Origin of the sequence: Streptomyces sp. NPDC059874, assembly GCF_042731135.1 — a bacterium.
Taxonomy (GTDB): Bacteria; Actinomycetota; Actinomycetes; order Streptomycetales; family Streptomycetaceae; genus Streptomyces.
Window position 1 is genome coordinate 117,587 of the sequence record NZ_JBHWJY010000006.1, and the last position, 26,024, is coordinate 143,610.

Consider the following 26,024-nt stretch of genomic DNA (forward strand, 5'->3'; position numbering starts at 1 on the left):
ATCCCGTTCAGGTCCTGGTGACCTATCTCCGCTCCCTTCCTGATGTTCCTGTCGGCGCCCCTAAGGGCGACATGACGGAGCATGTTGCAGGAGACACCACGGTGTACCTGGAACACAGCGGAGGATTCCGTATTGTCCGAGACTCCGCGGACCGGGCAGACATCGAATATTCGGTGTACTCCCTGGACCGCAAGGTGTGCATTGATCTCGCCATGCTGGTACGGGAAAAGCTCCTCGAAGATCTTCCCGGCCGGACCGTGGCCGGCGCCCTGGTGCTTGATGTCGAAGACATCGCTTCTCCGGCTTACTTCCCAGACGACTCCAGTCGAGAGCACATGTACGGCGGCGAGGTGGCCGTCTTCCTTACCTCTCAGTAAGGCAAGCGGATCATGACGTCGTCGGTGGAGTCTCCGACGAAGCCATGACGGCCATACCAGTCTCTTAGGTCTCCGTAGGAAAGCCCGTAAGGCCCTGGGTCCACAGACAGCATCAGCGTGACGCCTGCTGCATCAGCCTCAGTACAGACCAGCCTTAGGATCTCGCTTCCCCAGCCCTTTCCCTGATCCTCTTGCCGCACGGCCACCTCAGACAGGATGGCCGGGCGATTACCGGTTGGGTCGAGAAACAGGCTTGCTGAAGCTGCTCCTCCGTGTAGGGCGTATACGTTTCGCACCCCCCAACCCTAACCGTCACGCCCCCTCTTGGGGGCTTTTTTCATGCCCTCAGGAGGCCGCGTATGGCCAATGACGCTCGCAAGATCAGGTTCGCGCCCAATGGTGCCCTCTACATTGCTCCGGCACCGGTCGAAGGTGGAGGTGGTACTACCCCGCCTACTGCTGTCGGTGATGGTGCAACCGCTCCAACTGGCTACAAGTCCCTTGGTTATGTGGACCCTGCCGGTATCACGCTAACCCCTGCCGTGGAGACCCAGCCGGTTGAAGCCTGGCAGTCAGCAGTACCGGTTCTTTACAACGTGACTAAGGCTTCGTTCAGCCTCAAGGCCACGCTTCAGGAGACCAACGAGCTCACGACCGAGCTTTTCTGGGGAAGTTCCTGGGAGCCGGTTATGGCGGGACAGACTCCGACTGGTGACTACCGGCTGAACCTGTCCAGCACCCCAGACTTCAAGGAAATCAGCATTGTCGTGGACTGGCAGCACGGTGACATTCGATACCGCTGCGTCATCCCCCGAGCCATGATTTCTGACCGCGGTGCGATCCAGCTTAACCGCACCGAGAACGGAAAGTACGAACTTACGCTTGAGGCCCTGGACTTCAACGGCCAGCTTGGTTACGTGCTGACGAATGACGACATCGTTGAGGCCGTCACTCCGTAAGTAGTTACCCGAGCCGGGGCGGGCTAAGTCCCCGGCAGTCTCTCTCACCCAACCCCATTGCAGGAGACCCCTATGACTGCTCCCAAGACCACTCGCAAGACCACCGCGGCTAAGGCGGAGGCTCTCGAAGAGGGCCCGGTTACCTTCGAGCACGCGGGTATCACCTTCGAAGTTCCTCACCCGCTGGACTTCCCGCTTGAGGTCCTGGAGACCGACGACGAGTTTGAGGCTTGCCGACTGATCGTTGGTGAGGCCCAGTGGGCGGCCTACAAGGCAACTCGCCCGACTATCCGGGACTTTGGCGTCTTCGCTGAGAAGCTCTCTAAGGCGCAGGGCCGGGACACCGACACGGGAAACTGATCTCAGTCGTCCGCGTCATCCAGGACTTCCACGATGAACTAGAGGCTGACCTCTTGGAGTTCTTCGGCGTGGATCTCTTGGACCTGTGGCGCGGACGGCTATCGATCCGTCGAGTTGGTGTTCTGATCAACTCACTCATGAAAAAGCCGGGCCGATCCACGCTCCTTGAGGCGATGGACGAGCGGACCCGTTGGGGCGAGTCTGAGTATCTCCTCGCCCGAATCTCTGACGCTCTTGAGGTAAGTAACTACCTCTTCTTCAAGGCCAACGCTCAAGACTCTGATGACCTTGACGAACCTCTTCCGATTCCACGGCCGGGACAGCCCGAGCCAGAAGAACAGCCCGTAGAGCAGTTCAGTTCCGCACAGGAGCTGTCGAACTTCCTGGGGCAGATCAGCAGCCTTTAGGGGGTCTCATGGCGTCTGAACGCGGGGCAATTAAGGTTGGCACGGGCTATATCGAGATCGTGCCTAAGGTCACCTCCGAGGACATGAAGGAGCTCCGCACCAAGGTTCAGGCGGAGATGCAGAAGCTCGGCGTTTCCGCGGCACAGGACATCAACCGTGCGGTGACGCAGGGCCTCGCCGGCCTTCCTCGTGAGGCGGCCAAGCAGGCTAAGAAGGCTAAGCAGGCCGTTGAGTCTGAAGCCAGGGACACCGCTCAGACCCTTCAGGAGCTGGAGCGGCACGTCACGCAGCAGTACGGCCAGGAGGCCGCGAAGAGGCTGCGTGAGCTCCGCCAGTTCTATGCGTCCTACGAGCGGCTTACCGAGGGTGCGTCTCAGACCACGAGGCAGGCTCTACGGGAGACCGTGCGCCAGGAGGAGCGGGCCGCACTCGACCGCATTGAGGCGGAGCGCTTCCGTGTACGAGAAGCTGAGCGTCTGGCCCGCCAGCAGCAGCGCGACCATGAGCGCACACAGCGGGAGATGACCCGCGAGGCCGACCGCCAGCAGCGCCTTCAGGTCCAGGCCCAGCGCGAGGCCACTCGCGAGCGCATCGCACTCATCCGGTCCGAGGCTCAGGCCCAGCGCGAGCAGCTGCACGCCGGCATAGCCTCGCAGCAGAGCATCATGACGCAGACGCGGGACCGAATGCGGGACCTTCAGCGGCAGATGACTGCAACCACGACCAGCACGCAGAATTTTTTCAGCCGTGCTGAGGGTGGGCTCAGGAAGCTCGGTACGAACTTTGAGAATGTCGGCACCTCCATCACGGAAACCGGCAACATCCTCGCTACCAAGTTCCTGGCACCACTTGCTATGGCCGGCGGACTGCTGACCACCATCGGTGTTAAGAGTGCTGACTCTCTGATCCTCGGACAGCTCGGCCTTATGGGCTCCAACGTTTCCTCTAAGGACTCGGCTGAGGCTCTGAAGAAGATCCGTCAGTACGGTGTCGACACGCCTTTCTCCATCGAAGACATGCAGATGTATATGACTCGATACATCCGCTCCCTCTTCTCACACGAGGAAGGCTCTCAGTCCAAGGATCCGAACGTACGCCAGGCGGCCGGTAGAAAGGCGTCTCTCAAGGCTGCCGATATCGTCATGATGATCGGTGACAATGCGGCCAAGGCCGGTAACCTCGATCCTCAGATGGTTGCCCGCGCCATGTACGCCATTGACATGATCCTTGACCTAGAGCGCGTGCCGACCCGAAACCTGAAGCAGTTTACTGCTGCGGCCGGTATTCCGGTCCAGGAGCTAGCACAGCTCATGGGCTACCAAGACAAGGTAGTCACTGGCAAGGACGGCAAGAAGACGAAGCACACGGCCGCGGCTCAGATTCTTGAGCTGATGGCTAATGCCAAGGAGACCGGCGGCCTTCAGGGGCCGGCCATGATTGACACGCTCCTTGACGCGTGGGCGAAGAACGGAACCAAGGGTTTTGCCTCCAAGGTCACCTCTGCCACCATCACCGGCCGTCTTCAGCAGATGCGGGAAGGTGCCCAGCTTGCGCTAGGCAATCTCTTCGCCAAGGAGAATTCCGAGACTGGTGAGATCGAGTACACGGCTCTCGGTCAGCGTCTTATGGGTAAGAAGGTCACCCGCAAAGACCACTGGGGTCAGGAAGTCACCACGTACGAGGGCGGTCTACTCAACGAGGCCGAAGACTTTGCCAAGCAGTACGGAGACAAGATCCCCGCTGCACTCGATCTCTTCTTCGAGGGCATAGAGACCTTCGCGTCCACGCTCAAGGGCATTGCTGAGTACATAGACAAGCACCCGGCTATTAAGGAAGTCGTAGTCAAGGTAGCCGAGTTCCTCATTCAGTGGGGCCCACTCATCCTCGCGGTAGGACTGCTCTCCAAGGTTCTCGGCAAGGTCACCGGTCTCTTCGGCCGGGCCCTCGCTCCACTGGGGACACTCGCACGCGGGGTAGCCCGTGGTGCCGAAGGCGTTGGAAATCTTCGTTCCCAGAGGCAAGCCCGGCGCCAGGCCGAGGCGGAGGTTCGTCGTTTCGGAGGCTCCGAGGCTGCCCAGCGCCGAGCTGGCCGTGAGGCGTATGAGCGCCGGCGTGCGGACCGCAACGGCGGAGACACCCGCTCTGTTGGTCGTCGGGTCCTAGACAGTGCACTCGGCAGGTCTGGCCCAGACGCCTCCCAGCGTCAGGAACTGGCCGAGCTTGAGCGCCAGGCCCGCGAGGCTCGTGACGAGACCACGCGTCTACGCACGGAACTGCGCGAGCTGAACTCTCAGACCCTCCGGCAGATCGCTGACGCCATGGGCGGCAACGGGGCTAACTCCGTACAGGGGACGGCCAACCAGGCCGGCCAGGCCGTGAACAACGTTCAGCAGCAGGCACAGCAGCTCAATCGGACTTCGGTCGGTCAACTCCGTCAGGAGCTGGACCAGGTGGAGCAGGCCGCCCGCAAGGCTGTGACCGAGCTTGGCCAGGCGGCCGACAAGGTTCGAGCTCTGGACGCGGTGAACCTCAACGCGGTTACGGGCGAGGCCAACAATCTCCGCTCTGCCGCTGAAGCTGCCGGCAAGGAAGTCACCTCGGTCAATACCAGGGTCGGCAACCTCGACGGCAAGCGAGTTACGAACGTCCGTCAGTCGGTTGACGAGCTGACTCAGGCTGCCCGACAGGCCGCGGACCAGATCGGAGACGGGGCTATGTCCTCGTCTGCCTCCGGCCGTACCGCCAACCTGAACAAGCGTCGACTAACCGACGTTATCCAGGAGTTCAGGAACCTCCTGAATGCCGCTAACGACGTCTACGAAAAGGTAGGCCAGGGAACCGGCGCCGGCTCCGTCGCCGGCCGTATCGGTCTCCTTAATCAGCGCTCTCTCAAGGACGTCAAGGGGCACGTGGATGATCTCGCTCGCGCTCTGAAGAATGCGAGAGACGAGGGTGACGGACTGGACGGGGCTCTTGACCGGATCGGCAAGAAGTCTCCTGGTGGTGGCGGAGGAAGCAGCAGCGGAAAGAAGCGGGCTCGTGGTGGCGTGATGCGCCAGTCCGACGTCAGCTTTGCCGGCGTCATGCCGGGGTACTCCCCGTGGGTCGACAATATCCCTGCAATCCTCAGCCCTGGTGAGGCGGTACTTCGACCAGAGGTGACCAATCACCTTGGCGAGGAGACCATCAACACGTGGAACGCAATGGCCATCCGCGGTCAGCTTTCCCGGCACGCTCGCGGTACAAGCGGTGGTGGCGGCAAGCTCGACCTTGACGCCATCAAGGAACTGATCAGCCTCCAGAACATCGCCCCAATCGGTACTGCCGGATTGAAGACGATGAAGCTGGACGGAACTTCAGACCGGCTTGGCGGCCACGTTCAGGGCGGCATTCTGCGAACCGGTGACGGGGCCGCCCGCTTCGGCGGTGGAGCCGCGGCCGAGAAATTCCGAGGAATGTACGACTGGATGACCGACGACGTTTTCAGCCTTCTTCGGAAGGTGCCAACACTCGTCGGACAGGCAGCCGGTGTTCTTGGTGGTGCTCTCGGCCCCGTACAGGCTGACTACTTCTGGAATGACGTGTGGAAGGGCGATGGAAACATCGTCCAGCGCGGTAAGCGCTACATGTCTCACCTGTTCAGCATGGAGACCCTCGGCAAGGTGTGGGACAACCTGTATTCGGGCGTGGGCGATTCCCTAGGTGCCATTTGGGATCTGGTAACGAATCCCATCGACACCTTCACCGGGGCCTTTGGCGATATCGGAGACATCCTCTCGGGAAGCTACAACAACCTGATTGGCATGGTTGAGACCGTCAAGGAGATCAAGGATGCGCCTATGGCATACGCCTCGCGCGTCTACGGCGAGTTCATGAGCAACGCACAGGAGTCTATGCCAAACACGAAGGGGTTGTTCGACTTCAAGAACGGCTCCAAGGTTCAGGCGCCTATGCCGGATTTCGCTGCGGGACTTGCTCCCAAGGCGGGAGCCGGCGGGGCTGGCCAGTGGGCCACTGTCGCTCTTCAGGCCATGTCCCTGCTCGGAATCCCTAGCACGGCTCTTCAGACGGTTCTGTACCGAATCAACATGGAGAGCGGTGGAGATCCGTACGCGGTTAACAAGTGGGATATCAACTGGCAGAATCGCACTCCCTCGGTTGGCCTCGCTCAGGTAATTGGACCAACCTACGCCGCCTACGCTGGACCGTTTAGGAACACCGGGCCATTCATGTACGGCACGTCCGTCAATCCGCTAGCCAACATCTATGCGGGGCTCAACTACGCCCTGCATCGGTACGGTTCGAACTGGATGCGAGTGCTTGCCGGAACCACGGGCTATGCCACGGGCACCATGTCCGCCTCTCCAGGATTCGCCATGGTGGGGGAGAAGGGCCGCGAACTCGTCCACTTTGGTGGAGGTGAGCGGGTCTACAACAACGCCGAAACTGAGGCACTCCTAGGGAAGAGGTACGAGATCCACGTGCACGAGGCCAGAAACGAACCGACGCCTCATGCAGTCATGCGGGCCCTTCAGACAGCGGAGGCGCTTTACACCACTTTCTAAGGGGGCCATATGCCGATTCCCGTTATACCAACGGCACCGGTACCGCCTATTCGGTGGCCAGTGCCACCTACCCCGGTAATCTGGGAACACACCCGCGTGACACTTTTTGGACAGAACGGTCAGGGGGAGCCGATCCCCCTGACCGAGCTGGACGGCCCCCGCTGGCCAGGCGTAATTCTTCAACCGGGGGCCACCGGCCTTGATATGCCCCCCTATTCGCTCTTCTCAGATGACTCCCCAAACCTGGACGGGTCTATCTACAGAGGAGCTCGGGCTCAGGCCCGCGAAATCATGTTGCCGGTCTACCTACACGGAATTGACCGCCAAACCATTAACGGTCTCAAGCGCATGCTGTTTCAGGCCCTCAACCCGCGCCGCGGCTTCTGTCGAATCCAGTTCACGGAGAGCAAGAGCCGTATCCGCTATATCGATGCCTATTACAAGGGTGGCATGGAGGGGTCTGAGTCCGTTGATGGAGCCGGCTTCCGCTGGGCAAAGTACGGACTGACCTTTACGGCTATGGATCCGTGGTTTTACCCTGAGCGATCCCAGTCAACCAAGTGGAGTTTTGGCGCTGAAGACACCTTCCTGCACACTTCCCGAAGCTTCATTCCCGTGAAGGTGGCCTCCGGCGTCATGGGGGTGCCTGATGAGGAGTACCTCATCTCTAACCCTGGGGACGTTGAAGCCTGGCCAATATGGCGGCTGACTGGTCCAATCAAGTCCTTCTCGCTTCAGGGGCCGAACGGTGACCTCATCAAGGCTTCACCTCCGGAAGACGGGTTTGACCTCGTTCCCGCCGGCCGCACGCTGACCATTGACACCCGTCCGGGAAAGAAGACGGTCAAGGACAACACGGGAGTCAACTACTGGTCGAAGCTCGACCTCGCTCCCCAGTTCTGGCCTGTTGATCCCGGAGACACCATTGCCGCAATCTCTGTTGTTGCCGGCACGGCTGCCGCCGCGGTCACCCTTTCCTTCCAACCCCGTTATGCATCGTTCGTCTAAGGAGGCTTATGGGCTACCGCGTAGAAGTCTTCGACAAGAACATGAAGCGGGTTGGTGAGATAGACCAGTGGATCTCACTCGACTTCACAGTACGTTTCAGTCAGGAAGGCTCCTGGCAGATCCTCATCAAGGACGGCACACCTCAGTCCGACATGATTGAAAAGGGCGGGGGTGTCGTCATCTGGCAAGACGGCGTAGCCGATCCCGTACTCAGCGGACAGGTTGACGTCTATCAGAAATACTGGACCAAGGTTCAACACACAGGGCCGGGCTCGCTCTACATCGGCGGCAAGTGCCACAACCAGCTTGCTTATTCACGGCTGGCCTTCCCGAGTCCCACCATTCCAGTCCCTCAGCAGTGGCAGGGCTGGAATACCCGCGGTGCGGCCGGCGCGGCCAGTTTGGCAATGTGGTGGGAGCTGGAACATGCCCTTGGCTCCTCTGCTCTCACTGACCGCAGGATGCCGCATGTAAACACCGGCTCGAACCCTGATCCTGAGATCGGGCAAGAGGTCTCAGACACTCTCCGGTACGACGTGATCGGCACCAAGCTTGAGGAGTGGTGTAAGCCGAAGAGCATCGGCTACCGCTTCATCTACAACCCGACTTATCAGCGTGTAGACCTGAAGCTTTACAAGCCTCGCGACCGCTCCAAGTCCATACGCTTTTCCACGGACTTGGGAAACTTGCGGGAGTACATCTACACCCTCAACGCCCCCAAGGTGACCCGCGTTATTGTGGCTTGCCAGGGTCAGGGCAAAGAGCGGTACATCTCGCAGAAGATCGACACAGCCACAGAAGCTGAATGGGGCCGCTCAATTGAGGGCTTCGTGGACCGCCGGGATGTCCCCCTGAAGACAGGCCCGGATGGAAGTCCTGTCCTGGTCACCACAACCGGAGGCGACGGGATCGAGGACATCGGTCAGAAGCCGGACGGCTCTGACTGGACCAGTCTCGTAACTACCCGCAAGACCGAGCTAGCGGCAGCTCAGCAGGCGTACGCAGACGCTGATACCGACGCAGAGCGAACTGCCGCGGCAGCAACGGTAACCACTGCCACAAACAACCTCAAGGCCGCCCTGACGGCCGCGAAGCCCACAGCAGTTGCGTACTACCTCAAGGTGGTTTCCGATGCCGCAGACGCAGCCCTACGTGATGGCGAGAAGAGCGGCAATTTCCAGGTCTACCCAATCGATACGGCCGACTGCCAGTTCGGTCGGGACTACTTCGTTGGGGATCTCGTGACCGTGGTTGTCGATGGCACGGAATACACGGACCTTGTTCGCGAGGTTGTCATTTCCGTTGACGATGGCGGTAACGCTCAGGACGTGAATCCGAAGATTGGCCAACAGGGCTCCGGGGATCCGCTGAACCTCTACCGGACCGTTTACGACATGCAGAAGAAACTACGTCGACTCGAAGCGAGGATGTGACGCAATGGCAGAGATCAGCTATCCGTTTAACGCGGACAACCCGGATGGCGGGAAGGCCATTGTCTCCCAGACTCAGTGGCAGAACATGAGCCACATGTGGGGGCCGGACCGCGTTGACTACAACCTGCCCACTTCCGCGGTAGCTGGAGACCTACCCTTTTCCGCAAAGGTGGTTGCGGGTCGACAGGTGGAGATCAAGCCTGGAAAGGCGTGGGTGGGTGGATTTTTCTATCAGCTCACCGCAATGCAGACGGTAACGATTGCCTCCAACTCGGGAACGAAGCCGCGGAAGGACATCATCGTTCTTCAGCTCGACATGGCCAAGTCGGCCGTCAATCTGGCTGTCGTGAAGGGGACGGCCGCGGCCTCTCCAGTGGCGCCGGCAGCCCGCCGGGTGGTGGGTGGCATCTGGGAAATGGTGCTTCACGAGGTGGACGTAGCTGCTCAGGATGCGTCCATAGTCGTAGGGTCGCGAGCCCCGTACAACATGCCTGACCAGGTTGCTTTTCCCTGGAATGCTCGGGAGTCCATTCAGGCCCTGGGGCCGAACGGCATTGGGCTGGACCTGGACGCCAATGGCGGCGACAGTCAGTATGAAGCTTTCAACGGCCGAGATGGATACGTTCTAACCCGGCATCTCGGAAAGGCTCGCACATGGTCTCCTGCGATCGTGAACATGAACACGCCGGCTTCTGTCTGGCGTGAGGGGCACTGGCGGTACATCGCGCCAAATGTCGTGTGGTTCACCCTCTATTGGCACAACCTTGAGTGGACCGATATGAAGCTCAAGAGTGGCTTTTGGACGTGCGGCCTGACGCTACCCGTGGCCGCTAGCGGCAAGTTCGGCCAGGTGTTTACCGGGCACATGGACAATAACGAGGGCAAGCGCGGCGACATGCCGAACTTTGTCAGCCTTACCGCGAAGGTCAACCGCGGAGCCAACAGTAACGTGATGTGGCTCTACATGCAGTCGAAATGGACTCCGGAAGAGGGCATGGATGGTGTCGGGGTTATCCCGGGGCGTGCGTACATGACCGTCACTGGCACTTACGAGGCGGCAAACTTCAGCTACTAGGAGGTACCTGAATGGCACGAAATCTTTTTGGCGGTACCGCTGCGGACGTTGCAGAGGATTCCTCCGGCGTTCGGGTACCCGGAATCACGGGAACCATTTGGGATGGTCCCTCAGAGGGTGCCGTTCAGGTGACCGATCTTCTTGATACTGAAGGCGCCCCGATTACGTTCATTACTGCTGACACCTACGGCATGCTGCCGCCGTTCTACGGGCCTGAGAGCTCGCCTGAGCGCCTCTATGTCGATTTCGGTTCGGGCGTCAAGACGATGATCCTTCCGTCGAACGTGGGTGATCGACTGGTCAGTCACCTGGAAGCCGCGGACCCGCACGGTACTCAGGCGGCCACACTTGCCGAGCTCGAAAGCCGGATTGGCGCTCCGGGTGGCCTTGTACCTCTTGGCACTGACGGCCTGGTCCCGCCCCAGTACATTCCCAGCGCCGGCCCTCCAACGGCGAGCGTGGCGGCCTTCCTTGCGATGCCGGCGCCGGCCTACATCGCTCACCGCGGTTCGGGTATGGAGTACCCAGAACACACGATGACCGCGTATGACGCTTCGCTTACCTCTGGCGTGCGAGCTATCGAGGTATCCGTGAATACAACGGCCGAGGGCATCCCGGTCTGTGTTCATGACCAGACCCTTGACCGTACGACCAATGCGACAGGGCCCGTTATCGACTGGGTTTACCCGTCGCTCATCAACGGGGTAACTGTCCAGCCTAAGCAGATCCTTGGAAATGGCTGGGCTCCTCAGCCTCTCCCTAATCTGCGTGATGTGCTCGACCGCTTTCTAGGCAAGGTGGTCATTTTCCTGGAGGCCAAGAGCAACGAGGCCGCCCCGATCGTACAGAACATCTTGCAGACCTATTACCCGAACGCTGCACAGTCAGTGATTTGGAAGGCGTATTACAAATCCCCGACGTTCGCAACAATGCGATCCAGAGGCTTCACCTGCTGGGGGTACGTGGACGATGCTACGTCGGATGCCGATCTAGCGACCTACGGCGCGAACATCGATATTTGGGGCGTCCCTCACACGATGGCTCCTGCTCGAATACAGGAGATCGTAGCTCGCCCAGATGGGAAGAAGGTCATTTGCTGGGAGGTACACCGCCGAAGCCAGCGAGATACTCTCGTCGGCCTAGGTGTCTGGGGCATGATGTGCGCTCAGTACAAGTGGGTGTCTTCCACCAAGCAGATCCTGAAGAAGGACAATTGGGCGACGCAGGTTAAGGCTCCCGGCGACATGGGCCGCACGTACTACTCCGGTGTTCGTGACCTGAAGTACGACGGCACCGGAGTGGCATACATGGATGTCCTCAACGACGCCGTTCTAATTGGCTCGTGCTCCATCCCGGAGTTCCCGACCAACGGGTACCGCGTGACCTTTGAGATGAAGTTCGACGGTACGGTACCGACGAATGAACACGCGGGTATCGCCTTCGGCAAGGCCGATGACAGCTCGTACCAGTTCGGAGCCGCGAATTCTGCGGGCGGTTATCACATGGCATTCCGTGGAAACGGGGACATGCAGATATTCAGTCACACAGCTGGCGTGACGAGTGGTACTCAGCTAGCCACGGCAGCTACGGCCGCGCCTGTCGCGAATACGTGGATGTCCTTTCAGGTCGACGTGACTCCTGCGAACGTGAAGATTACGAGGACCGACGTAACACCCAATGTCACGGTGACGAGTACAAACACGACTTACCGAGGCGGGTACATCCACCTCACTGGCGGATCCATTAGCAACCTGGCCAACCGCCCGCGGTGGCGAAAGCTCACCGTGAACGCCCTGTAGGGCTCCTAGACCGATACCGCAACGCAGCCGGCCCCCAACTACCAGGGGCCGGCTTTGTGTTGCCCAGAGCCTTTCAGGGGCGCCCATGAACCCAACTCAGATTCTGACCCTCGGCGGAACCGTCGCCTCAGTCGTGGCGGCCGTCGTCGTGGTCCTGGCAGCCGCTCGAACAAGTTCGGCGCGCGTATGGCGTGAAGAGGCTGAGGCCCAACGCGCGCGTGCGGACCGACTTGAAGGGTCTCTCTCCGAGATCAAGGAACGCCTTTCTCGGATTGAGGCCGAGAATAAGCGGCTGATCAAGCTTCTTACCTCTCTCGACCCCAACCGCCTTGCCGTTGTACGGCTGGCAACTGACCCCGTGGAGGACTAATGGCAACTCCGATGACTGCTGAGCAGATCAAGGCTCAGCTGACCAAGTTTGGCGTCCCTTTCCAGGAGTACAAGGACTGGGCGACGCACAACCGAAACCACAAGGGCCCTTGGGGTCCGGTGCACGGTTTCATGGTGCACCACACGGGTTCTGACGCTAAGGATCAGCGCGAGATGCTGTATGCCGGCTTCTCGGATCTTCCAGGCCCGCTATCTCAGTTCGGCCTAGCTCAGGATGGCACGGTACATCTGATTGGCTGGGGCCGCGCGAATCACGCCGGCTCCGGTGATCCTGACGTTCTCGAAGCCGTAAAGGCCGAAACCGATATCCCCACGGACAACGAATCCACCGTAGACGGCAACCGGCACTTTTACGGCGTTGAGATTTGGTACTCCGGCACGCACAAGATGAGTGGCGCGCAGTACGCGACTCTTCGCCTGCTTGCCGCGGCTATCTGCGACTTCCACGACTGGACCGAGGGGTCTGTGATCGGACACGGCGAATGGGGCAGTCCCGGTAAGTGGGATCCCGGCATCAAGGCCGGAACCATGATGGATATGGACGCGGTACGCGCGGACATCAAGGCCACCATTTCCGCCGGCAAGCCGACCACCCCAACCAAGCCGAAGCCCGAGCCAAAGCCGGAGCCGAAGCCGGCGGTGCCCCCGTTCCCGGGTGCCGGCTACTTCCGCCCAGGGGCCCGAAACAGCTACGTCACGCAGCTCGGGCAGCAGCTCATCAAGCGCGGTTACGGCCGCTTCTACTCCGTGGGTGCTGGCCCAACCTGGACCAACAGTGACCGCCAGGCCGTACGCGCCTTCCAGGTTGCACAGGGCTGGTCCGGCAGCGGTGCGGACGGCTACCCGGGGCCGGAGACGTGGCGCCGGCTCTTCTCCTGATCTACCCACTCACTACCAACGGATGTGATCTCCCATGACTGACTTCCTTTCCAAGCACGCTGTGCGGATCTACGCCGTACTCGGCGCTGTGGCCTCCCTGGCCAAGCTCTATTGGCCTGGCCTCCCTGATGAGGCGTGGCTAGCGGTAGCCGCGGCCGTCCTCGGCCTGGGCCTCGGTGAGGCCGTGCAGCGGCACGAGGACACTAAGACCCTGAAGGCCCTGTACGCCCCCTCCCCATGGGAGGACGAGCTACGCGGCCGGCGAGCCGAGTAGCCCCCTGATCTGAGACAGAGGGGTCTGTCTCGGGTTGAGAGAGAAATGCAAAAAGCCCCCTCCCCGACTCAGGTTGGGGAGGGGGCTTTTTGTCGTTCGCTCAGAGGGGCATACGGTTGACGGCCCGGAGGGCCCGCCGAGCTGTCTCACGGTGGGTCTCGGTGTATCCGCTGTGCCGAGTCTTCGCAACGATCCAGCCGAACTCACTTCGGTTGTTCACCGGCACGACGAAGGTGAAGCCGATGACGTGCCCTTCATCATCCTGTTCGGCCTGGAGGTCACTACAGCCCGGGTACGTCTGTGTCACGAACTCCTGCGCTTCCGCCAGGGACAGGCGTGCGCGATCCTCGTCAGGGACCGGCCACCACGACCCACCAGGCGGACCAACGTGCAAGCCGTGCCACGTGCCTGGAAGCAACTGCCACTTTCCGCGCCGTAGAACGAGCGCAGCGACACGCATACGCTCTTGCTCCTCATTGGAGCGCTGGCCGAGTTGGCTTCCCTGGTTCAGCCAGTCAACGAACGCGCCTACCGTGGTGCCCCCGACTGGTCGCACCAGGTAGCCAGCGGACACAGCCTGTGAACCGTCGCCCATGACTGCCAGGTCCAGCCCTGCACCCTCAAGAACTTTCAAGAGTGCCTGCATCTCGGGCCGTGCCGCGTCCTTCAGTAACACTCCCCGAGTCGTCTCCGGTCGGGGCTCCACCTTGGCGCTCACTGCACTCCATCCGTTCGGCAACTGTCCTCAGGCTAGCGAGCGTTGGCGGCCTACGCGGTACGAACTGTGTATGCGTACCGCCCGAAGGGCGTCACGTTCCCGTCGAAGTCAATGATCTCCAGGTTCCGGAATCGGCTTTCCGTGCTGCTCAGCTTCGGCGGCCTGCCGCTGCTGGTCGGCAGGACCCCCATGTACTGACCGAGAAGCTTGATGTTGTGGTCTGTCAGTGCTGCAATCCGCTCAGTCAGCGTCCACTCGTGGACGAGCTGCGAGAGGTTGGCCCCTCGACCAGCCGTCCGCTTGTGCCACGTCTTCTTGCGGTACTCCGGTACCTCGATGGGCGTGTAGTGCTGTCGCGCGTCCGCCTCCGGATCTCCGCTGCGCTTCATGCGGCGCCGGCTGCTGCCGGCCTTGGCCATGACCGTGCTCCGAGCGGCTTCGAGGAACGGCGCCAGGAGCTCACGAAGCGCTCGTTCGTTGGTGCGGGTCAGGTCTATCTCGTAGTCGTCTCCGTCCAGGCCGAAGCGGACGGTATCCACCTCGTAGGACTTGGTGGTCTCGGTGCCGTCCAGGTCATCGATCCAGATCGTCTGAACCATGCGGGCCATGTCTGTCTCTCCTTGGGTACGACGAAGGCCCCGCCGGACTGACGGGGCCTTCGGTGGTGTTCGGTTGTCTGGGGTACTCAGTTGGTCTCGGTAGGCTTCTGTGCCTCGACCATGGCGTCATAGGACTCGTATAGCTCAGGCCATCTCTCATCTGCTTGCAGAACGGCAGCGGGTAGACGGCCCAAGGCAACGTCCAGGCGGACGGCAAGGTTCTGGTGGCCTTCAACCGCGAGCCATCCGGCGCAAGCCAGATCCTCACCGGTAGCTGGATCACCCTTGTGGCACCCAAAGAGCTCTTGCTCTCCGGCAGCGGCACGAATCATGGCCTCGTGGTCATGGGCGTCAGGCTGCGTACTGGTCTGCCGCATCTCCTCAAAGCGCTTCAGCGAGAAGCGCCCCACTGGAGCGTCTTTGCGCCACGGGCACTCATTACAAGGTGCCTTTCGATGGGCGAGCTCACTATCCGTTCTGATGCGGCCCTCACGAGTCGGACGGCACGCGTCCGTGTGCTGGTGTTGCACGCTAATCCCCCCTCCTTCGAGGAGTCTCCACGATCTACGAGGGCTATTTGATATACACCGCGGCTCTTGAACATGTGAAGTCCGTAGCGCTCCACACTGCCAGCCTTCACTAGCGTTGCGCGGCACCGCTCGAAAAGCACCTGAGCTTCCTCAATGTCTGGGTGCGAGTCCAAGACCTGAAAGGGAAGTTTGGGACGAGCCTGCACCCATGCCTTGACCGGTGTCGTACGTACCTGTTGCGGAAAGGTCACGTAGCCCCAATTCAAAGATAGGGGCCCCAATTGGCGGGGCCCCTATGCCATGCTGTCGTTCTGTCGAGCTGCTCAGTGAGCGTTGGCGTACGCCTCACGAACGTCCGCCGGCACGCGGCCACGGTCGTTCACGTTGAAGCCGTTCTCCTTGGCCCACGCGCGAATCTCGGCCGTGTCGCCGGCGCCGGCCGGCGCCCCCGAGCGCTTGCGCTGCGTACCCTGCGCCCGCGGCTGCTTGCGGCCCGCGTTCACGTACGGGTCCAGAGCCTTCCGCAGCTTGCCCGCGTTCTTCTCGCTCAGGTCGATCTCGTACGTCTTCCCGTCCAGGGAGAACGTGACAGTCTCGGCGGCCTCCCCGCCGTCGATGTCGTCCGTCAGGAGGGTGATGACCTTCTGCGCCATTCGAGTAACTCCGCTTCCAAATCCGCTGGTGGTTGGCATGCTGCCATAGGGCACTGACATCCGGCTACCGCTTTGGGTTGGGCTCGGATGTGTGAAGAGGTTTGGCGGCCTACCTGTCGGCCAAACCTTGGGAAACACGGGTTCTACAGCCCTGTATCAGGGCGGGGATCTGCTCGGAAGCAGTGCGGTTGCGGGGATGCTATCAGCCCTCCTTCCACTGTCCATCGGCCCATTTCCGGCACAGATTCCAGTACCGTCCGTGGACGCACCGGAGGCGGGTTTGCCGCTTGAGCGGCATCAGCGCCGGGGTCACCTCCGCCCGTCTCTCAGCTGTCATGCTCGCGCTCCTTAGTGGTCGGCTTCTTCGCCGTGCGCTTGGCTGCCGTCTTCTTTGCCGGCGGCCTCGCCGCGCTCTTCCGAGCCGCGGGTGTCTTCGCAGCCGTGGCCGGCTTGGCCGGCGCCTTGCTCGTGGCGGCCTTCCTCGCGGAGCGAGTCCGCGCCGCGGCAGCGGGTGTCTTGATGGCAGTCAGATCCTCATTGATCTCCTGCTCCTGGTCCTCCTGCTCGATCAGGCGGAAGATCACCGGCTTCTGCCCAGAGCGCCCCTCTGCTACCTGCTTCTCTGCCACGACGTCCGGCATGGCCTCGACTTCCGCCATGATCATGTCAGCGCTGAACCGACCCGATCCGAGTGCTCGGTAGAGGTGGGTACGGGACAGAGGTCCCTTCTCCCTCAGCACCTTCCGAATCCGATCGTCCAGGGCCATCACGGGACGGGCGGCGAATGACGCAGCTTCGGTAACGAGCTGCTTCACGGAGTCGATGCTGAACTCTACGAACGCCTTCGCCGCTTCAATGGCCTCCTTTGTGATCACGGTCTTACGGAACGCGGCAGTGAGGACACAGGCCACCCGCAAGACGTTTTCGTCGGACCGCTCCACGAAGCAAGACAGGGACTCGGGCATCTCTGCCATCTCGTCCTCGTACTCCGCCCGAAGCTCGTCGTACAGACGTCGAGCCGCGGGGGACAGGGTCATAGCCCGCTCCTGCTTGCACGCCCACTCGTAGGCGAGACGCAGCGCACTGGACGGCTTGATGCTGTCGAGCGGGTTTTCGTCCGACGTGGGCAGGAGCTTGGAACGCTCAGTGAGCACGGGAAGAATTCGGTTGTACGAACCGCCGAGCGCCTCAGCTTGGCTGATGTACTTGGCCCAGGCGCCAGGCTGGATGTGAGCGTGGAATCCCAGCGCCGGCCGCTCTACAGCCTGCTCGTCACGTTCGCCAGGCGTCTTGCCCTTGGTCGTGTTCACCACGCGCTTGCCGTCCCACGCAGTCCGGAAGACGCTTGAATAGGTGGGGCACCGGTTCGTGCGCTTGAGGGTCGCCGACCACTCCTCATCAACCACCATGATCCGCCCGTCGGGACCGGTCTCGGTCGCTCGGGAGCTTTCTACGGCCTCGTAGAGGGTCGTTACCAGCGCGGGCCCGCTCGACAGGCCCTGTCGAGTGCGGACACTGAGGAAGTCTCCGACGCTGTCAGAGAGGATCGCCTCAGCCGTGCCCAGCGCGTACCCCTTGCGCCCGATCTTGGAGCGGCCTGCAAGGGCCGTCCAGACGACCACAGGGCGGCCGTTGGGCTGTCGGACGTTCCCGTTCAGTGCGGCCGAGTACAGCGCGAGCACTGCGGCCAGGACCCCGATGGGGTCTGCCTCCGTGTGGGGCATCGCGTCCCGCACTGCCTTACCGAGCGGCCCGTAGGCCATTGCGTCGAAACGCGTCTTCTCCGCGGTCACTCTCTCTCCAGTTGTGTCATACGCTCACCTGTTTTGAGCGTCCATGGAAAAGGCCGGCCAGGTGTACCCGGCCGGCCTCTCCAAAGCAGCTCAGATCAGTCCTGCGGACAGTCCTCGTGCTCTTCTTCCAACTGCAACGTGATCTGCTCCGCCCTAGCGGGAGCGTCCTGCCACGTCGTGAACTGCTCACCGCAGTCCGCGCACTTGTAGGTAATCGCGATCCCTACGGCCTTCCCAGGCACGCCTACTCCTCGTCTTCCGACTCGTCCGACCGCAGCACTTCGTGCAACCCCTCCAGTGCCCGGCGCATCTCCGCGGCCCGCTGCTCCTGGCTGTCCGCGAGCTGCTGGTAGCCCTCGTTCGTGACAATGGATCCGGGGCGGTTCTGCTCCGCCAGAACCTCAGGGTCTGCCTGGCCGGCCTCGTACTGCCGACGCATCTCCGCGGCCGTCTTCTCCAAGCCCTGAATACGCTCCCTCAGCGCGTCCGAGAGCACAGCCTCATTGGCGTTCAGGAACTCGCTCACCCGAATCATCTCTACGAGCTCGGGCTTATCCACGTACGGCACTTCGTGCACTCCTTTGGTTGGGTAGTTCATCTCAGGACGATACGGGGTTACAAAGCTCCGCACCGTTGGTTCAGCAGAACTGAACTCGCCTGGCTAGTTCGTGGCGTAGCCGTGCAGTTCGGCCAGAATCATCAGGCATTCCGTCACCGTGGAAACGTCGGACCAGTCAATCTCAGGCGACATTTCCGCAATCACGGCCCGCAGGTCTGCAACCGATGCGGGCAGGTATCGGGCCATGAGACCATCGAAGTGATGAGCCGTTGTCTGAAACTGCCCGTGGGCCGTCTGCTCAATTGTGATTCGGTCGCTCTCAGCCATGACCTTCCCTCTCCTGTCCGGCCCCAGTGACCGGGCACAGCCGGCCGGCCGCGGGATCGCGTACGGTCGGCCATGCTCACGACTGGGACAGCGGGACGGCCAGGGCGGGTCAGTATCCGAACTCGAATGTCAGGCCCAGCAGTTCGGCAGCGCTGGACTCGATGATTTCCACGTCATACCAAGCGTCACCCTGGGTCTTTCCGGTGCCGGTGTGCGGATGGATGTGGTCGTACTCCCACTCTTCCCGCTCCTCCGTACCCTCTTCGGGTAGCGGCAACGGAACCGTCGCTGTCGGTCGCGTAACAACCTCAGTCCCATCCTCATACGTGTTCGTGATCAGCATCTCTATTGCAGCGTTCACGGGGATGCCCTTTCCTCTGTTTCGAGTTACTGCGCGGAGCGCTCGTCAGTCCAAGTCCAGCCCCACTCAAGCGAGAAGTGAGACGCGAGGCTGATTGGGTGCGTGGTCCAACCGGGGCCCATCAAGCGATACGGGAAGAGCGTTCGCCATACGAGCTCATCCAACTTCTTGTCCGGCAGGGTCTCGCCAGGAACCGCCTCGTTGGTCGGGCCGATGAAGGTTCCAAACTCTTCCAGCGTTTCGCGGTCCTTCAGGATGACCCGGACCCCCTTTTCACCCGCTCGCCATTCCACAGAGACCCTCAGGTCCAGAGGCTTACCGATCACGCCAACGGCAATGTGCGTGTATTCCATGCTTCCTCTCCTCTCTAGGCCCAGCACAAAGGCCACAGGCGCCTACCCGATACCTGTGGCCCAAGCTCAAGAACTAGCGATCAGACTTGCGGAAGTGTTCGGACTCCTTGAGTGCGTCGATGACAGCTAGACCCACCTTTCCTACGAAGCGAGAAGTGGGGTCGTTGTCTGTCGCGGCCCCGGTACTCATGAGGAACGCAGTGGAAATGGCGTTCCAGGAGTCTCCTCGCCTGCGTGCTGCGAATGCCTGCGGGGCGATGCCCTCTATGGCAGTTTCGCGGAGCCTGAACGCGTCGCCCCACGACAGCGCGCCCGTAGCCTCGTACTTTTCCGTCACGATGCGTGCATGCCGGCGAGCCGTGTTCAGGTCGAATACGGCCGTTGCTCCACACTCAGCACACGTGATCTCATCCACGGTGGAATCAGGGCAGGGCTTCGCTTCGATGACGAGCCGCCCGCACGCAGTCCTGTATCCGGACCACGTGGCGTGGATCTCGCCCGGTGTGGCCTCACTCCAGCAGGTCTGCATGTTGTCTACGTTGCCGTACCTAAATTCTCCGGTGTTCATGTGAACCCCCTGATCGGGCCCTAGACGTGTTCTAGAGGCTCGATACCAGGGGCAGGGGTGAGCCTGTACGGAACGCGTACAACCTCCTTCCTGCCCTTGATATCCGGCCGCTAGCGAGCGGGACTAGTAGCGAGTAATTCCGTTGGATCCGAGGTACTCGACCTCATAGCTGACATCGGGTGCGAGGTCACGAGCGAACTTTCGCGCGGCCTCCTCGGCCCTCTCTCGGCTGATCCAACTACCCTTGACTTCTGCGTAAGTCACTCCATCGGAACCGGTCCAGCGAAGAACCGCGTAGTGTTTTCCTGTGCTCATGTCTCTAATTCCTCAGGTCCCATATCCGCCTGATGCGGTCCGCGAGCCGACCAACCGGCCGGATCTTCAGGCTCATCTCTCCCACGTGCGTTCCCGTGGCCACGTCCACCATTGCCCGCTCAATGTGCGGGCCGCAGGCGTATTTGCCTCCCGAGCCATCCATGAAGTACGTGACGAACGCGGTTGCCTCTTTGAGACAGAGACCCTTACGCGTACGGGCCTGACAGAGATTCATTCAGCCTCCTTAGAGGTAGTGGGTGAGCGTCCGAAGCGGGTGCAGGTGCTCCCGCCGGTCAATGAAGTGCATTCGCCTGTGGCGCTCGCGCCACCTGTCCGCCAAGTTCGCGTATGCCTCTGCCGTCAAGGTGTCGCCGGCCGCGTCTGCGGCCCGCATGTGCACTTCCGCGCGTTCCGCCTGTCGAAGGCATCCGGCCTTCGTCTCGCCGTGCCAGTCCCGCCAGTTCTCAGTCACGCGGTCACCGCCACCCAACGGGCACGGCCCTGCTCGTACTGCTCGCGCCGCATGTCGAAGCGCGGCAGCTCATCAGGGATGCCGGTGAAGGACTCTTCCGGCAGAAACGGGAAGGCTTCTACCTCCCAGCCGGTGAGGAGCTCCCGATAGAATGACAGCCCGGTAAGGACTTCATACGCATCGTCAAGGCTGGGAGCGTCCACCACGAAATACGTTGGACGGTCCAAGTTTCCGAGCTGCACAGCCACGGTGAACGCGCCGTAGTTAGTGTGCTCACTGGGCACCCAGCGCTTACCCTCCCGCACCATCAGCGGCAGCTCTTCCGTGATATAGAGGGCTTCGAACTCGCGGATACGCTGCACCGCTTGCCGGTAGTCGGCCCTGTCGAGCTTGATTGTGACTACCCGAACTCCCTGATGGGAGTATTCCGGGGTGCGTACAGAGGTGACTCGTACGGTCCCGTCATCCATCAGCGCCACATCTTTTGCGACCAGGGCAATCGACTTGCCCAGGTTGAACCGCACCCGCTGAACGGCCTTGGTCAGAATGACCTTTCCCGTGGTAGTGTCCTTCACCTTTGCTCCCTTCGATCTCCACTCACCGTGAGCAGATTTGGCGAACGCATGGGCCGCCTACCTTCAGCCCATGCGTCACCAGACCCGTTCAGTAGCAGCAGAAAGGCGCCCGCGTGTCACAGGCCCGACAGGGCTTACGCGGGTTACAGCACTCCTTTAGGGCCGTAACGTGCCCCCGTACGCGCATCACGTAGCGCGTGGCGATTCCGGACCTCAGCAGGCGACGCGAGGCCGCCCGCATGGCCCCTTGCTCCGTGTGAGCCGTGACGTCCAGGACGTGAGCGGCCTCGCCCCCGCGGGCGAGACACTCGACTGTGTAGACAGTCCTCACGTAGGCGTGACGGGTCTGGCCGGCATCGGTCCAGCACCCGCACCGAAGCTGTGTCAGCCCCTGAGTAGTCCTGTGAAACTCCTGGTCTCGCTCGGCCCGCCCGGCCCTCCACTCAGACCGGGCGGCGGGACCACTCAGCATCCGCTTACGAGCGGCGCGTGTCCGTGAAGGACTGCCATGTGACCGAGGTACTCAGCCGCTTCCTTGAACATCTCGGCCGCCTTTGCGGCCGCTTCGTCGCTCGCGTCCGACGCGTTGGCGGCCCACACGTGGAAGGTCACCGGGTCGTCCTGGCCGTACTCCCGTACGTCGTCCGCCCTCGACTCCCAGAAGTCAGATTCCCAGTCCATGACGACCGTGAAGGGCTGCTGACCCTCCCGCGGAATCGCTTCCTCGAAGGACTCGACCAACTCACCGAGAAGGGCAAGCGAGTCCGGGCCGCTCCCCTTCATACGCCACTCGAACGCGTGGAACTTGATCCGCTGGATAGCGTCCCGAAGAACCTTTGACGCGGCAGACTCCGGAACGGGGCACACGTGGCGCTCGTTCTCGCAGTGCCCGCAGTACCCGTTCCCGCTGTAGTCGTCCTGAGGAATCCCCAGGTCCATACGGCAGTTGGCGCACTCTACGTTCTGACTCATTCTGTTCGGCACTCCCTTACTCACCCGCTAGACCCTCTAGCAAGGCTTGGAAAGGCACGGCTCACGAGCTGTGCCCAACCAGGCGCGCTAGCACGTCATCTCACAGGCCGTAAATCAGTCCGTCATCCCCGTAGTACAGGCAGAACTCTCCGCGCACCTTGGCCGCTACCGTCAGAATGGAGGCCACAGGTTCGGGCCAATCCCCATCCCAGAAACCGGCACCGTGCCCGTTGCGGGTAAGCCAGAAATCGTGTCCCGCGTCAGCCTCGCGCCCCTTGAAGTACTCGGAGGCTGCGAACTGAAACGCGCGGCAGTCGTTCATGATGAGTCGCCGGACATCGTCACTCAGGTCATCAATCATGGGCGGATCTGCCCTGGTCCATTCCTCGCTATCGCTCAGGTCCGCGAGAGCGGTTGCGATGTACTGGGCGGTGAATTCGTTCAACTCCAACGGATACCGCATGTGTTCCCCTCCCCTTCCTACTGCCGGTTGCAGTAGACAGAAGGGCTCACGGACCTACCCGACCCGTGAACCCGTGCTGACGACTGCGGCGCGGGAGTTATGCGCTACGGCTGAACACCCGACGGACCCGAGAGAATGCCCAGCGCACACGGTGCAAAGCACCGGTCGGCATTGCGGATGCTTCGTGAGCACACGGTTCGAGCTCCTCCATAGCCGCTTCCTGCGCTTCCTCTGCCACTTCTTCGGTGAAGTGGAGGTATGCAGAACTCACGAGAGAGTCCGGATCGATGTCCAGACGTCGGGCCACGTGGAATACGCTGGCAATGAGGTCCCCGGCAACCTCCGTGACAATTGCCGTCGGGTCCTCCTGCCAACCGGGTTCCGTGTCCTGCCCCGTTTCCTTGGCGTACGCGAAAAGTCCGGCGAGTGCCCAACCCGCACGAATGTCGTTCGCCGCTGCCGCGCCGCCTGCGTAGATGTCCATCTTTCTGCCTTTCAGTAAGCCACTGCCGAACGCAGTAGACAGAAGGGGACACGGACCTACCCAACCCGTGTCCCCGTGCTGCCGACTACGGCCTAGGACCCCTACAGGGGTCGGTAAGTCGTATTCGATTCACCTTCCTGCCTGTGCGACTCGCAACGAGCCTGGCAAGCGAAGTGCCTTTCTCCCTGCCGCTCCATACAGGCCCAGTGCGTCACCGGTTCCTCACAGAACGGCTGACACCTGATGCCCTCTGCCGCCGCGTAACTGCTGTAGTGAATTCCAACGCGATTCGACATTTCCGTTTCTCCTTAGTGCAGTGCCATGCAGATGCGCTCTACGGGCCCCATGCGGACACCCTTACGCGTGAAGTGACCGGGGAGAATTTCCCCGCTGGCCTTAAGAGCGGTCACCAACTCGTCAAGGTCCCACCCGTGGTAGTTCCACAGGGAGCCCTTACAGTCCTCAGCCGTTTCCGGGAACATCGCTCCGAGCGACTCCGCCATGTGTTCCTCACACGCGAAGTAGTCGGCAGGCTCGTAGTAGAAATAGCGCTCAGCCATCACTCATCACCTTCCGGGCCCTCGTACTGGTCATTGCGCGGAGTGGGGCGAACGGTCGTTTCCAGGATTCGCCCCCACATCGACTTGGGCAGGATGAGTTCCGGATCCGGCTCGAAGGGAGACGCGCTGTAGGCGTAGTGGTAATCCGTCTGTCCCTCGTGGTCCTCAAAGATCACCTCTCCGTACCAAAGGGCACGCTGAGGGGATGCTTTCCATGCCATGTTTTCGTCCTCTCTTGCTCCAGTGCGTCTGTCGCAATGGATGAGAGGGTCCATGGTCGACCTACCTTCGACCATGGACCCGACACCCCTACGAAAGGGTTACGCGTCCCAATTCCTGTACTCGGAACGGTGAACCAGGATCACGCGGCAGAAGCGCCCATCGGCGTGCCACTGATCTATGCGGGTGTATGTCGACCTGTAGAACACCTCATAGGTCATCTCGACTCCTCTCTAGGCCAGTGCCACGACACGGAAATTCGTGTCACGGACGCTGGCATATCCGGTCTGATAGATGGATGCGAGAGCCTTAGTTGCAGTGCGCCGCTTGTCGATGCACTCGACATAGGCCCGAATGATGCTCACGGCATTGCCCCATGCACGCACCTCTACCTGATAGGTGCCGAGCTCATCCGTGATGCTCACCCGGAACCGCTCAAAGTCTCGGTATTCCCGGGCAAAACTGAACTGCGGAACGGGCACCGTTGCCCGCTTCCGAGTTGCCGATGATTCGTCAATGGCGGTTGCCATAAGTCCTCCTGTGAGTCGCTGTACGGCCCCTCAGGGCCCTTCCAAGTGCCCTTTCCGACACTCCCCCCGACTCACGCACTCTCAGAGGCTTAGAGACACACTCTCGGCCGCCGCTCTAGGCATTGGCCATGTGTGCTGGACGCCCCATGTTGAATGTGTGAGCCGTAGGCAATGCAGGTGGTACATGCGCACCCTTCGCACGCTTTCTGTGGTGACAGTGCTTTCACTGTGCTGTCTGGGTTTCCGTAGGCCCCTCTAGCGGCTACGACAAAGCACCACAGGCCACGATTGGCAGATGTGTAGGTCTATTCATCCCGGATGACCAATCTCCGGTTATCGGTCACGGCTTGGCAGGCCGCCCCTATGGATGCTCACCAAAGGTGAGAGGAATTGCCGGTCATCGTGTCTGCCTACCTCTTTGCGTCACCCTTCACAGCGCTTTCGCTAGCCCTCTTTCGAGACCCCATCAGATGCCCTCAGAGCGCTTGTGGTGTCCCGTGAGTGCCTGACACACACCTACGGTGTGCCGGTTAAGCCACGGGGCCTCTCAAGCCCTTTGAGAGCACGTTGGTACTTGCGCTCTAGGTATCGCCGATCAGTAGACCGACCCTCAGACCCGCTATCCAGTTATCAAGGAACAAGCTGTGTGATGTCACCCGCCGTATTCACGTCCGGAGCACCATCACCGGTGCCTTTCATTCACCCGACCTCGGCGCCTATTCAGCGTCTTTGCGTGAACCCCGTTTCCGCCTGCCCTTAGGGCCGGTACTCCGGGGCCGCTCTGCTGCGGTGCGGCCGGTTGAACGATTCACAGACTGGGGGATGGATGACCGGAACACAACTTGTCGTCAATGAGACGCAAAGCTTGTGCATGTAATAGATACGACTGCATATAACCGCAGGTCAGGGGCCAGGTGACCCACTTGGAGGGGTGTGCAAATAGGTGCATCCCACCCCATGACCGGAACACAACTTCTTTACTTGAGCTTGACCTTTACAAGCCGCAGTATCGGCTAATTCGGGCATCGACTTTACCTGTACTTGACCAAGTTGAAATCGGGGCACAACACCTAAACAGGGATATGAAACAACCCTGCATAACTAGTTCTGACGCACCCTCAGCCATCCCGTATGTATGTCAATGCCCAGATATATGAGTGGCGCACGTCACACGGAAAGTGCAGTGATCTCGCATGGCCTAGGTGTGCTCAGGAGTGAGGGCAGTAGGGCAGTGAGGTAAGGCCCCTCAGGCAGTGCTTATGCATCTGTCTGGAATCGCACTCAGGGAATGTGCTGCCGTGGCATATCCGGGCACATGAAGGCGCCGGAGTTCTTGCATCAATTCCTGAGGCAGTAACAATTTCCGCCCGCTCTCGAATGTTGTTGCTACCTCGCCATTTGATGCAACATCCGTGTGCACATATATACGGGGGTAATATAACGAAAA

Annotated in this window: 28 protein-coding genes; 11 read left to right on the forward strand and 17 right to left on the reverse strand. The window is 61.0% G+C overall.

The window, feature by feature from the left end:
* Positions 1 to 17 precede the first annotated feature (17 nt).
* From ACFV9H_RS05795 to ACFV9H_RS05845, 11 genes are all read left to right on the forward strand, one after another.
* Complete coding sequence (locus tag ACFV9H_RS05795) at positions 18 to 377, forward strand: hypothetical protein (RefSeq protein ID WP_385393802.1); 360 nt, start codon at positions 18 to 20, stop codon at positions 375 to 377.
* Between the two features lie 359 nt (positions 378 to 736).
* A complete protein-coding gene (locus tag ACFV9H_RS05800) occupies positions 737 to 1,336 on the forward strand; it encodes a hypothetical protein (RefSeq protein ID WP_385393805.1) in 600 nt (199 codons plus the stop codon).
* Positions 1,337 to 1,408: 72 nt separating this feature from the next.
* Complete coding sequence (locus tag ACFV9H_RS05805) at positions 1,409 to 1,696, forward strand: hypothetical protein (protein ID WP_385393808.1); 288 nt, start codon at positions 1,409 to 1,411, stop codon at positions 1,694 to 1,696.
* A gap of 53 nt (positions 1,697 to 1,749) precedes the next feature.
* Positions 1,750 to 2,103 (forward strand): hypothetical protein, encoded by a 354-nt coding sequence (locus tag ACFV9H_RS05810; protein ID WP_385393811.1) that lies wholly within the window; start codon positions 1,750 to 1,752, stop codon positions 2,101 to 2,103.
* 8 nt (positions 2,104 to 2,111) lie between these two features.
* Positions 2,112 to 6,668: a hypothetical protein gene (locus ACFV9H_RS05815; protein WP_385393813.1), complete on the forward strand. Its 4,557-nt coding sequence runs from the start codon at positions 2,112 to 2,114 to the stop codon at positions 6,666 to 6,668.
* 96 nt (positions 6,669 to 6,764) lie between these two features.
* A complete protein-coding gene (locus tag ACFV9H_RS05820; RefSeq protein ID WP_385393816.1) occupies positions 6,765 to 7,676 on the forward strand; it encodes a phage tail domain-containing protein in 912 nt (303 codons plus the stop codon).
* 8 nt (positions 7,677 to 7,684) lie between these two features.
* Entirely contained in the window at positions 7,685 to 9,109 is a 1,425-nt protein-coding gene (locus ACFV9H_RS05825) for a siphovirus ReqiPepy6 Gp37-like family protein (RefSeq protein WP_385393819.1), read from the forward strand.
* 4 nt (positions 9,110 to 9,113) lie between these two features.
* Complete coding sequence (locus ACFV9H_RS05830) at positions 9,114 to 10,184, forward strand: hypothetical protein (protein WP_385393822.1); 1,071 nt, start codon at positions 9,114 to 9,116, stop codon at positions 10,182 to 10,184.
* A gap of 128 nt (positions 10,185 to 10,312) precedes the next feature.
* Positions 10,313 to 11,983, forward strand: a complete 1,671-nt coding sequence (locus tag ACFV9H_RS05835; RefSeq protein ID WP_385393824.1) for a glycerophosphodiester phosphodiesterase — start codon at positions 10,313 to 10,315, stop codon at positions 11,981 to 11,983.
* A 381-nt stretch (positions 11,984 to 12,364) separates the two neighbouring features.
* Positions 12,365 to 13,252 (forward strand): peptidoglycan-binding protein, encoded by an 888-nt coding sequence (locus ACFV9H_RS05840; RefSeq protein WP_385393827.1) that lies wholly within the window; start codon positions 12,365 to 12,367, stop codon positions 13,250 to 13,252.
* Positions 13,253 to 13,286: 34 nt separating this feature from the next.
* The gene (locus ACFV9H_RS05845) at positions 13,287 to 13,526 is read left to right on the forward strand and encodes a hypothetical protein (protein WP_385393830.1); all 240 of its coding nucleotides are present in this window, start codon (positions 13,287 to 13,289) and stop codon (positions 13,524 to 13,526) included.
* A gap of 100 nt (positions 13,527 to 13,626) precedes the next feature.
* Here ACFV9H_RS05845 and ACFV9H_RS05850 read toward each other — a convergent pair whose 3' ends face one another.
* The 17 genes from ACFV9H_RS05850 to ACFV9H_RS05930 form a co-directional block, all read right to left on the reverse strand.
* Complete coding sequence (locus tag ACFV9H_RS05850) at positions 13,627 to 14,244, reverse strand: hypothetical protein (RefSeq protein ID WP_385393831.1); 618 nt, start codon at positions 14,242 to 14,244, stop codon at positions 13,627 to 13,629.
* Between the two features lie 50 nt (positions 14,245 to 14,294).
* Positions 14,295 to 14,852, reverse strand: a complete 558-nt coding sequence (locus ACFV9H_RS05855) for an Lsr2 family protein (protein ID WP_385393834.1) — start codon at positions 14,850 to 14,852, stop codon at positions 14,295 to 14,297.
* Between the two features lie 77 nt (positions 14,853 to 14,929).
* Complete coding sequence (locus tag ACFV9H_RS05860; protein WP_385393836.1) at positions 14,930 to 15,499, reverse strand: DUF6283 family protein; 570 nt, start codon at positions 15,497 to 15,499, stop codon at positions 14,930 to 14,932.
* Between the two features lie 197 nt (positions 15,500 to 15,696).
* Positions 15,697 to 16,026 carry an Lsr2 family protein gene (locus ACFV9H_RS05865; RefSeq protein ID WP_385393838.1) on the reverse strand — a complete coding sequence of 110 codons (330 nt, stop codon included), beginning with the start codon at positions 16,024 to 16,026 and terminating at the stop codon, positions 15,697 to 15,699.
* 326 nt (positions 16,027 to 16,352) lie between these two features.
* Positions 16,353 to 17,819, reverse strand: a complete 1,467-nt coding sequence (locus ACFV9H_RS05870) for a hypothetical protein (RefSeq protein ID WP_385393841.1) — start codon at positions 17,817 to 17,819, stop codon at positions 16,353 to 16,355.
* A 244-nt stretch (positions 17,820 to 18,063) separates the two neighbouring features.
* Positions 18,064 to 18,417 (reverse strand): hypothetical protein, encoded by a 354-nt coding sequence (locus ACFV9H_RS05875; RefSeq protein ID WP_385393843.1) that lies wholly within the window; start codon positions 18,415 to 18,417, stop codon positions 18,064 to 18,066.
* 63 nt (positions 18,418 to 18,480) lie between these two features.
* Entirely contained in the window at positions 18,481 to 18,705 is a 225-nt protein-coding gene (locus tag ACFV9H_RS05880; RefSeq protein WP_385393845.1) for a hypothetical protein, read from the reverse strand.
* A 109-nt stretch (positions 18,706 to 18,814) separates the two neighbouring features.
* Positions 18,815 to 19,066, reverse strand: coding sequence for a hypothetical protein (locus tag ACFV9H_RS05885; protein ID WP_385393848.1), 252 nt, complete (start codon positions 19,064 to 19,066; stop codon positions 18,815 to 18,817).
* Positions 19,067 to 19,092: 26 nt separating this feature from the next.
* Positions 19,093 to 19,419, reverse strand: a complete 327-nt coding sequence (locus ACFV9H_RS05890; protein ID WP_385393850.1) for a hypothetical protein — start codon at positions 19,417 to 19,419, stop codon at positions 19,093 to 19,095.
* Between the two features lie 73 nt (positions 19,420 to 19,492).
* Entirely contained in the window at positions 19,493 to 19,987 is a 495-nt protein-coding gene (locus ACFV9H_RS05895; protein WP_385393853.1) for a hypothetical protein, read from the reverse strand.
* A gap of 783 nt (positions 19,988 to 20,770) precedes the next feature.
* Entirely contained in the window at positions 20,771 to 21,349 is a 579-nt protein-coding gene (locus ACFV9H_RS05900; protein WP_385393855.1) for a hypothetical protein, read from the reverse strand.
* A 465-nt stretch (positions 21,350 to 21,814) separates the two neighbouring features.
* Positions 21,815 to 22,321 carry a hypothetical protein gene (locus tag ACFV9H_RS05905; protein WP_385393858.1) on the reverse strand — a complete coding sequence of 169 codons (507 nt, stop codon included), beginning with the start codon at positions 22,319 to 22,321 and terminating at the stop codon, positions 21,815 to 21,817.
* Positions 22,322 to 22,421: 100 nt separating this feature from the next.
* Positions 22,422 to 22,766, reverse strand: a complete 345-nt coding sequence (locus ACFV9H_RS05910; RefSeq protein ID WP_385393860.1) for a hypothetical protein — start codon at positions 22,764 to 22,766, stop codon at positions 22,422 to 22,424.
* Between the two features lie 115 nt (positions 22,767 to 22,881).
* Positions 22,882 to 23,268 (reverse strand): hypothetical protein, encoded by a 387-nt coding sequence (locus ACFV9H_RS05915; RefSeq protein WP_385393863.1) that lies wholly within the window; start codon positions 23,266 to 23,268, stop codon positions 22,882 to 22,884.
* A gap of 308 nt (positions 23,269 to 23,576) precedes the next feature.
* Positions 23,577 to 23,828: a hypothetical protein gene (locus ACFV9H_RS05920; protein WP_385393866.1), complete on the reverse strand. Its 252-nt coding sequence runs from the start codon at positions 23,826 to 23,828 to the stop codon at positions 23,577 to 23,579.
* Positions 23,828 to 24,049, reverse strand: a complete 222-nt coding sequence (locus ACFV9H_RS05925; protein WP_385393868.1) for a hypothetical protein — start codon at positions 24,047 to 24,049, stop codon at positions 23,828 to 23,830. The genes ACFV9H_RS05920 and ACFV9H_RS05925 overlap by 1 nt, the downstream gene beginning before the upstream one ends.
* Positions 24,050 to 24,280: 231 nt before the next feature.
* Entirely contained in the window at positions 24,281 to 24,577 is a 297-nt protein-coding gene (locus tag ACFV9H_RS05930; RefSeq protein ID WP_385393870.1) for a hypothetical protein, read from the reverse strand.
* Positions 24,578 to 26,024: the final 1,447 nt, after the last annotated feature.

What these genes read in the sequence shown, in the direction of transcription:
- ACFV9H_RS05800 (WP_385393805.1), top strand. Translation starts at nt 737, where the DNA reads ATGGCCAATGACGCTCGCAAGATCAGGTTCGCGCCCAATGGTGCCCTC.
- ACFV9H_RS05805 (WP_385393808.1), top strand. Translation starts at nt 1,409, where the DNA reads ATGACTGCTCCCAAGACCACTCGCAAGACCACCGCGGCTAAGGCGGAG.
- ACFV9H_RS05815 (WP_385393813.1), top strand. Translation starts at nt 2,112, where the DNA reads ATGGCGTCTGAACGCGGGGCAATTAAGGTTGGCACGGGCTATATCGAG.
- ACFV9H_RS05825 (WP_385393819.1), top strand. Translation starts at nt 7,685, where the DNA reads ATGGGCTACCGCGTAGAAGTCTTCGACAAGAACATGAAGCGGGTTGGT.
- ACFV9H_RS05830 (WP_385393822.1), top strand. Translation starts at nt 9,114, where the DNA reads ATGGCAGAGATCAGCTATCCGTTTAACGCGGACAACCCGGATGGCGGG.
- ACFV9H_RS05840 (WP_385393827.1), top strand. Translation starts at nt 12,365, where the DNA reads ATGACTGCTGAGCAGATCAAGGCTCAGCTGACCAAGTTTGGCGTCCCT.
- ACFV9H_RS05845 (WP_385393830.1), top strand. Translation starts at nt 13,287, where the DNA reads ATGACTGACTTCCTTTCCAAGCACGCTGTGCGGATCTACGCCGTACTC.
- ACFV9H_RS05855 (WP_385393834.1), bottom strand. Translation starts at nt 14,852, where the DNA reads ATGGCCCGCATGGTTCAGACGATCTGGATCGATGACCTGGACGGCACC.
- ACFV9H_RS05865 (WP_385393838.1), bottom strand. Translation starts at nt 16,026, where the DNA reads ATGGCGCAGAAGGTCATCACCCTCCTGACGGACGACATCGACGGCGGG.
- ACFV9H_RS05875 (WP_385393843.1), bottom strand. Translation starts at nt 18,417, where the DNA reads ATGAACTACCCAACCAAAGGAGTGCACGAAGTGCCGTACGTGGATAAG.
- ACFV9H_RS05880 (WP_385393845.1), bottom strand. Translation starts at nt 18,705, where the DNA reads ATGGCTGAGAGCGACCGAATCACAATTGAGCAGACGGCCCACGGGCAG.
- ACFV9H_RS05890 (WP_385393850.1), bottom strand. Translation starts at nt 19,419, where the DNA reads ATGGAATACACGCACATTGCCGTTGGCGTGATCGGTAAGCCTCTGGAC.
- ACFV9H_RS05895 (WP_385393853.1), bottom strand. Translation starts at nt 19,987, where the DNA reads ATGAACACCGGAGAATTTAGGTACGGCAACGTAGACAACATGCAGACC.
- ACFV9H_RS05905 (WP_385393858.1), bottom strand. Translation starts at nt 22,321, where the DNA reads ATGAGTCAGAACGTAGAGTGCGCCAACTGCCGTATGGACCTGGGGATT.
- ACFV9H_RS05915 (WP_385393863.1), bottom strand. Translation starts at nt 23,268, where the DNA reads ATGGACATCTACGCAGGCGGCGCGGCAGCGGCGAACGACATTCGTGCG.
- ACFV9H_RS05920 (WP_385393866.1), bottom strand. Translation starts at nt 23,828, where the DNA reads ATGGCTGAGCGCTATTTCTACTACGAGCCTGCCGACTACTTCGCGTGT.
- ACFV9H_RS05925 (WP_385393868.1), bottom strand. Translation starts at nt 24,049, where the DNA reads ATGGCATGGAAAGCATCCCCTCAGCGTGCCCTTTGGTACGGAGAGGTG.
- ACFV9H_RS05930 (WP_385393870.1), bottom strand. Translation starts at nt 24,577, where the DNA reads ATGGCAACCGCCATTGACGAATCATCGGCAACTCGGAAGCGGGCAACG.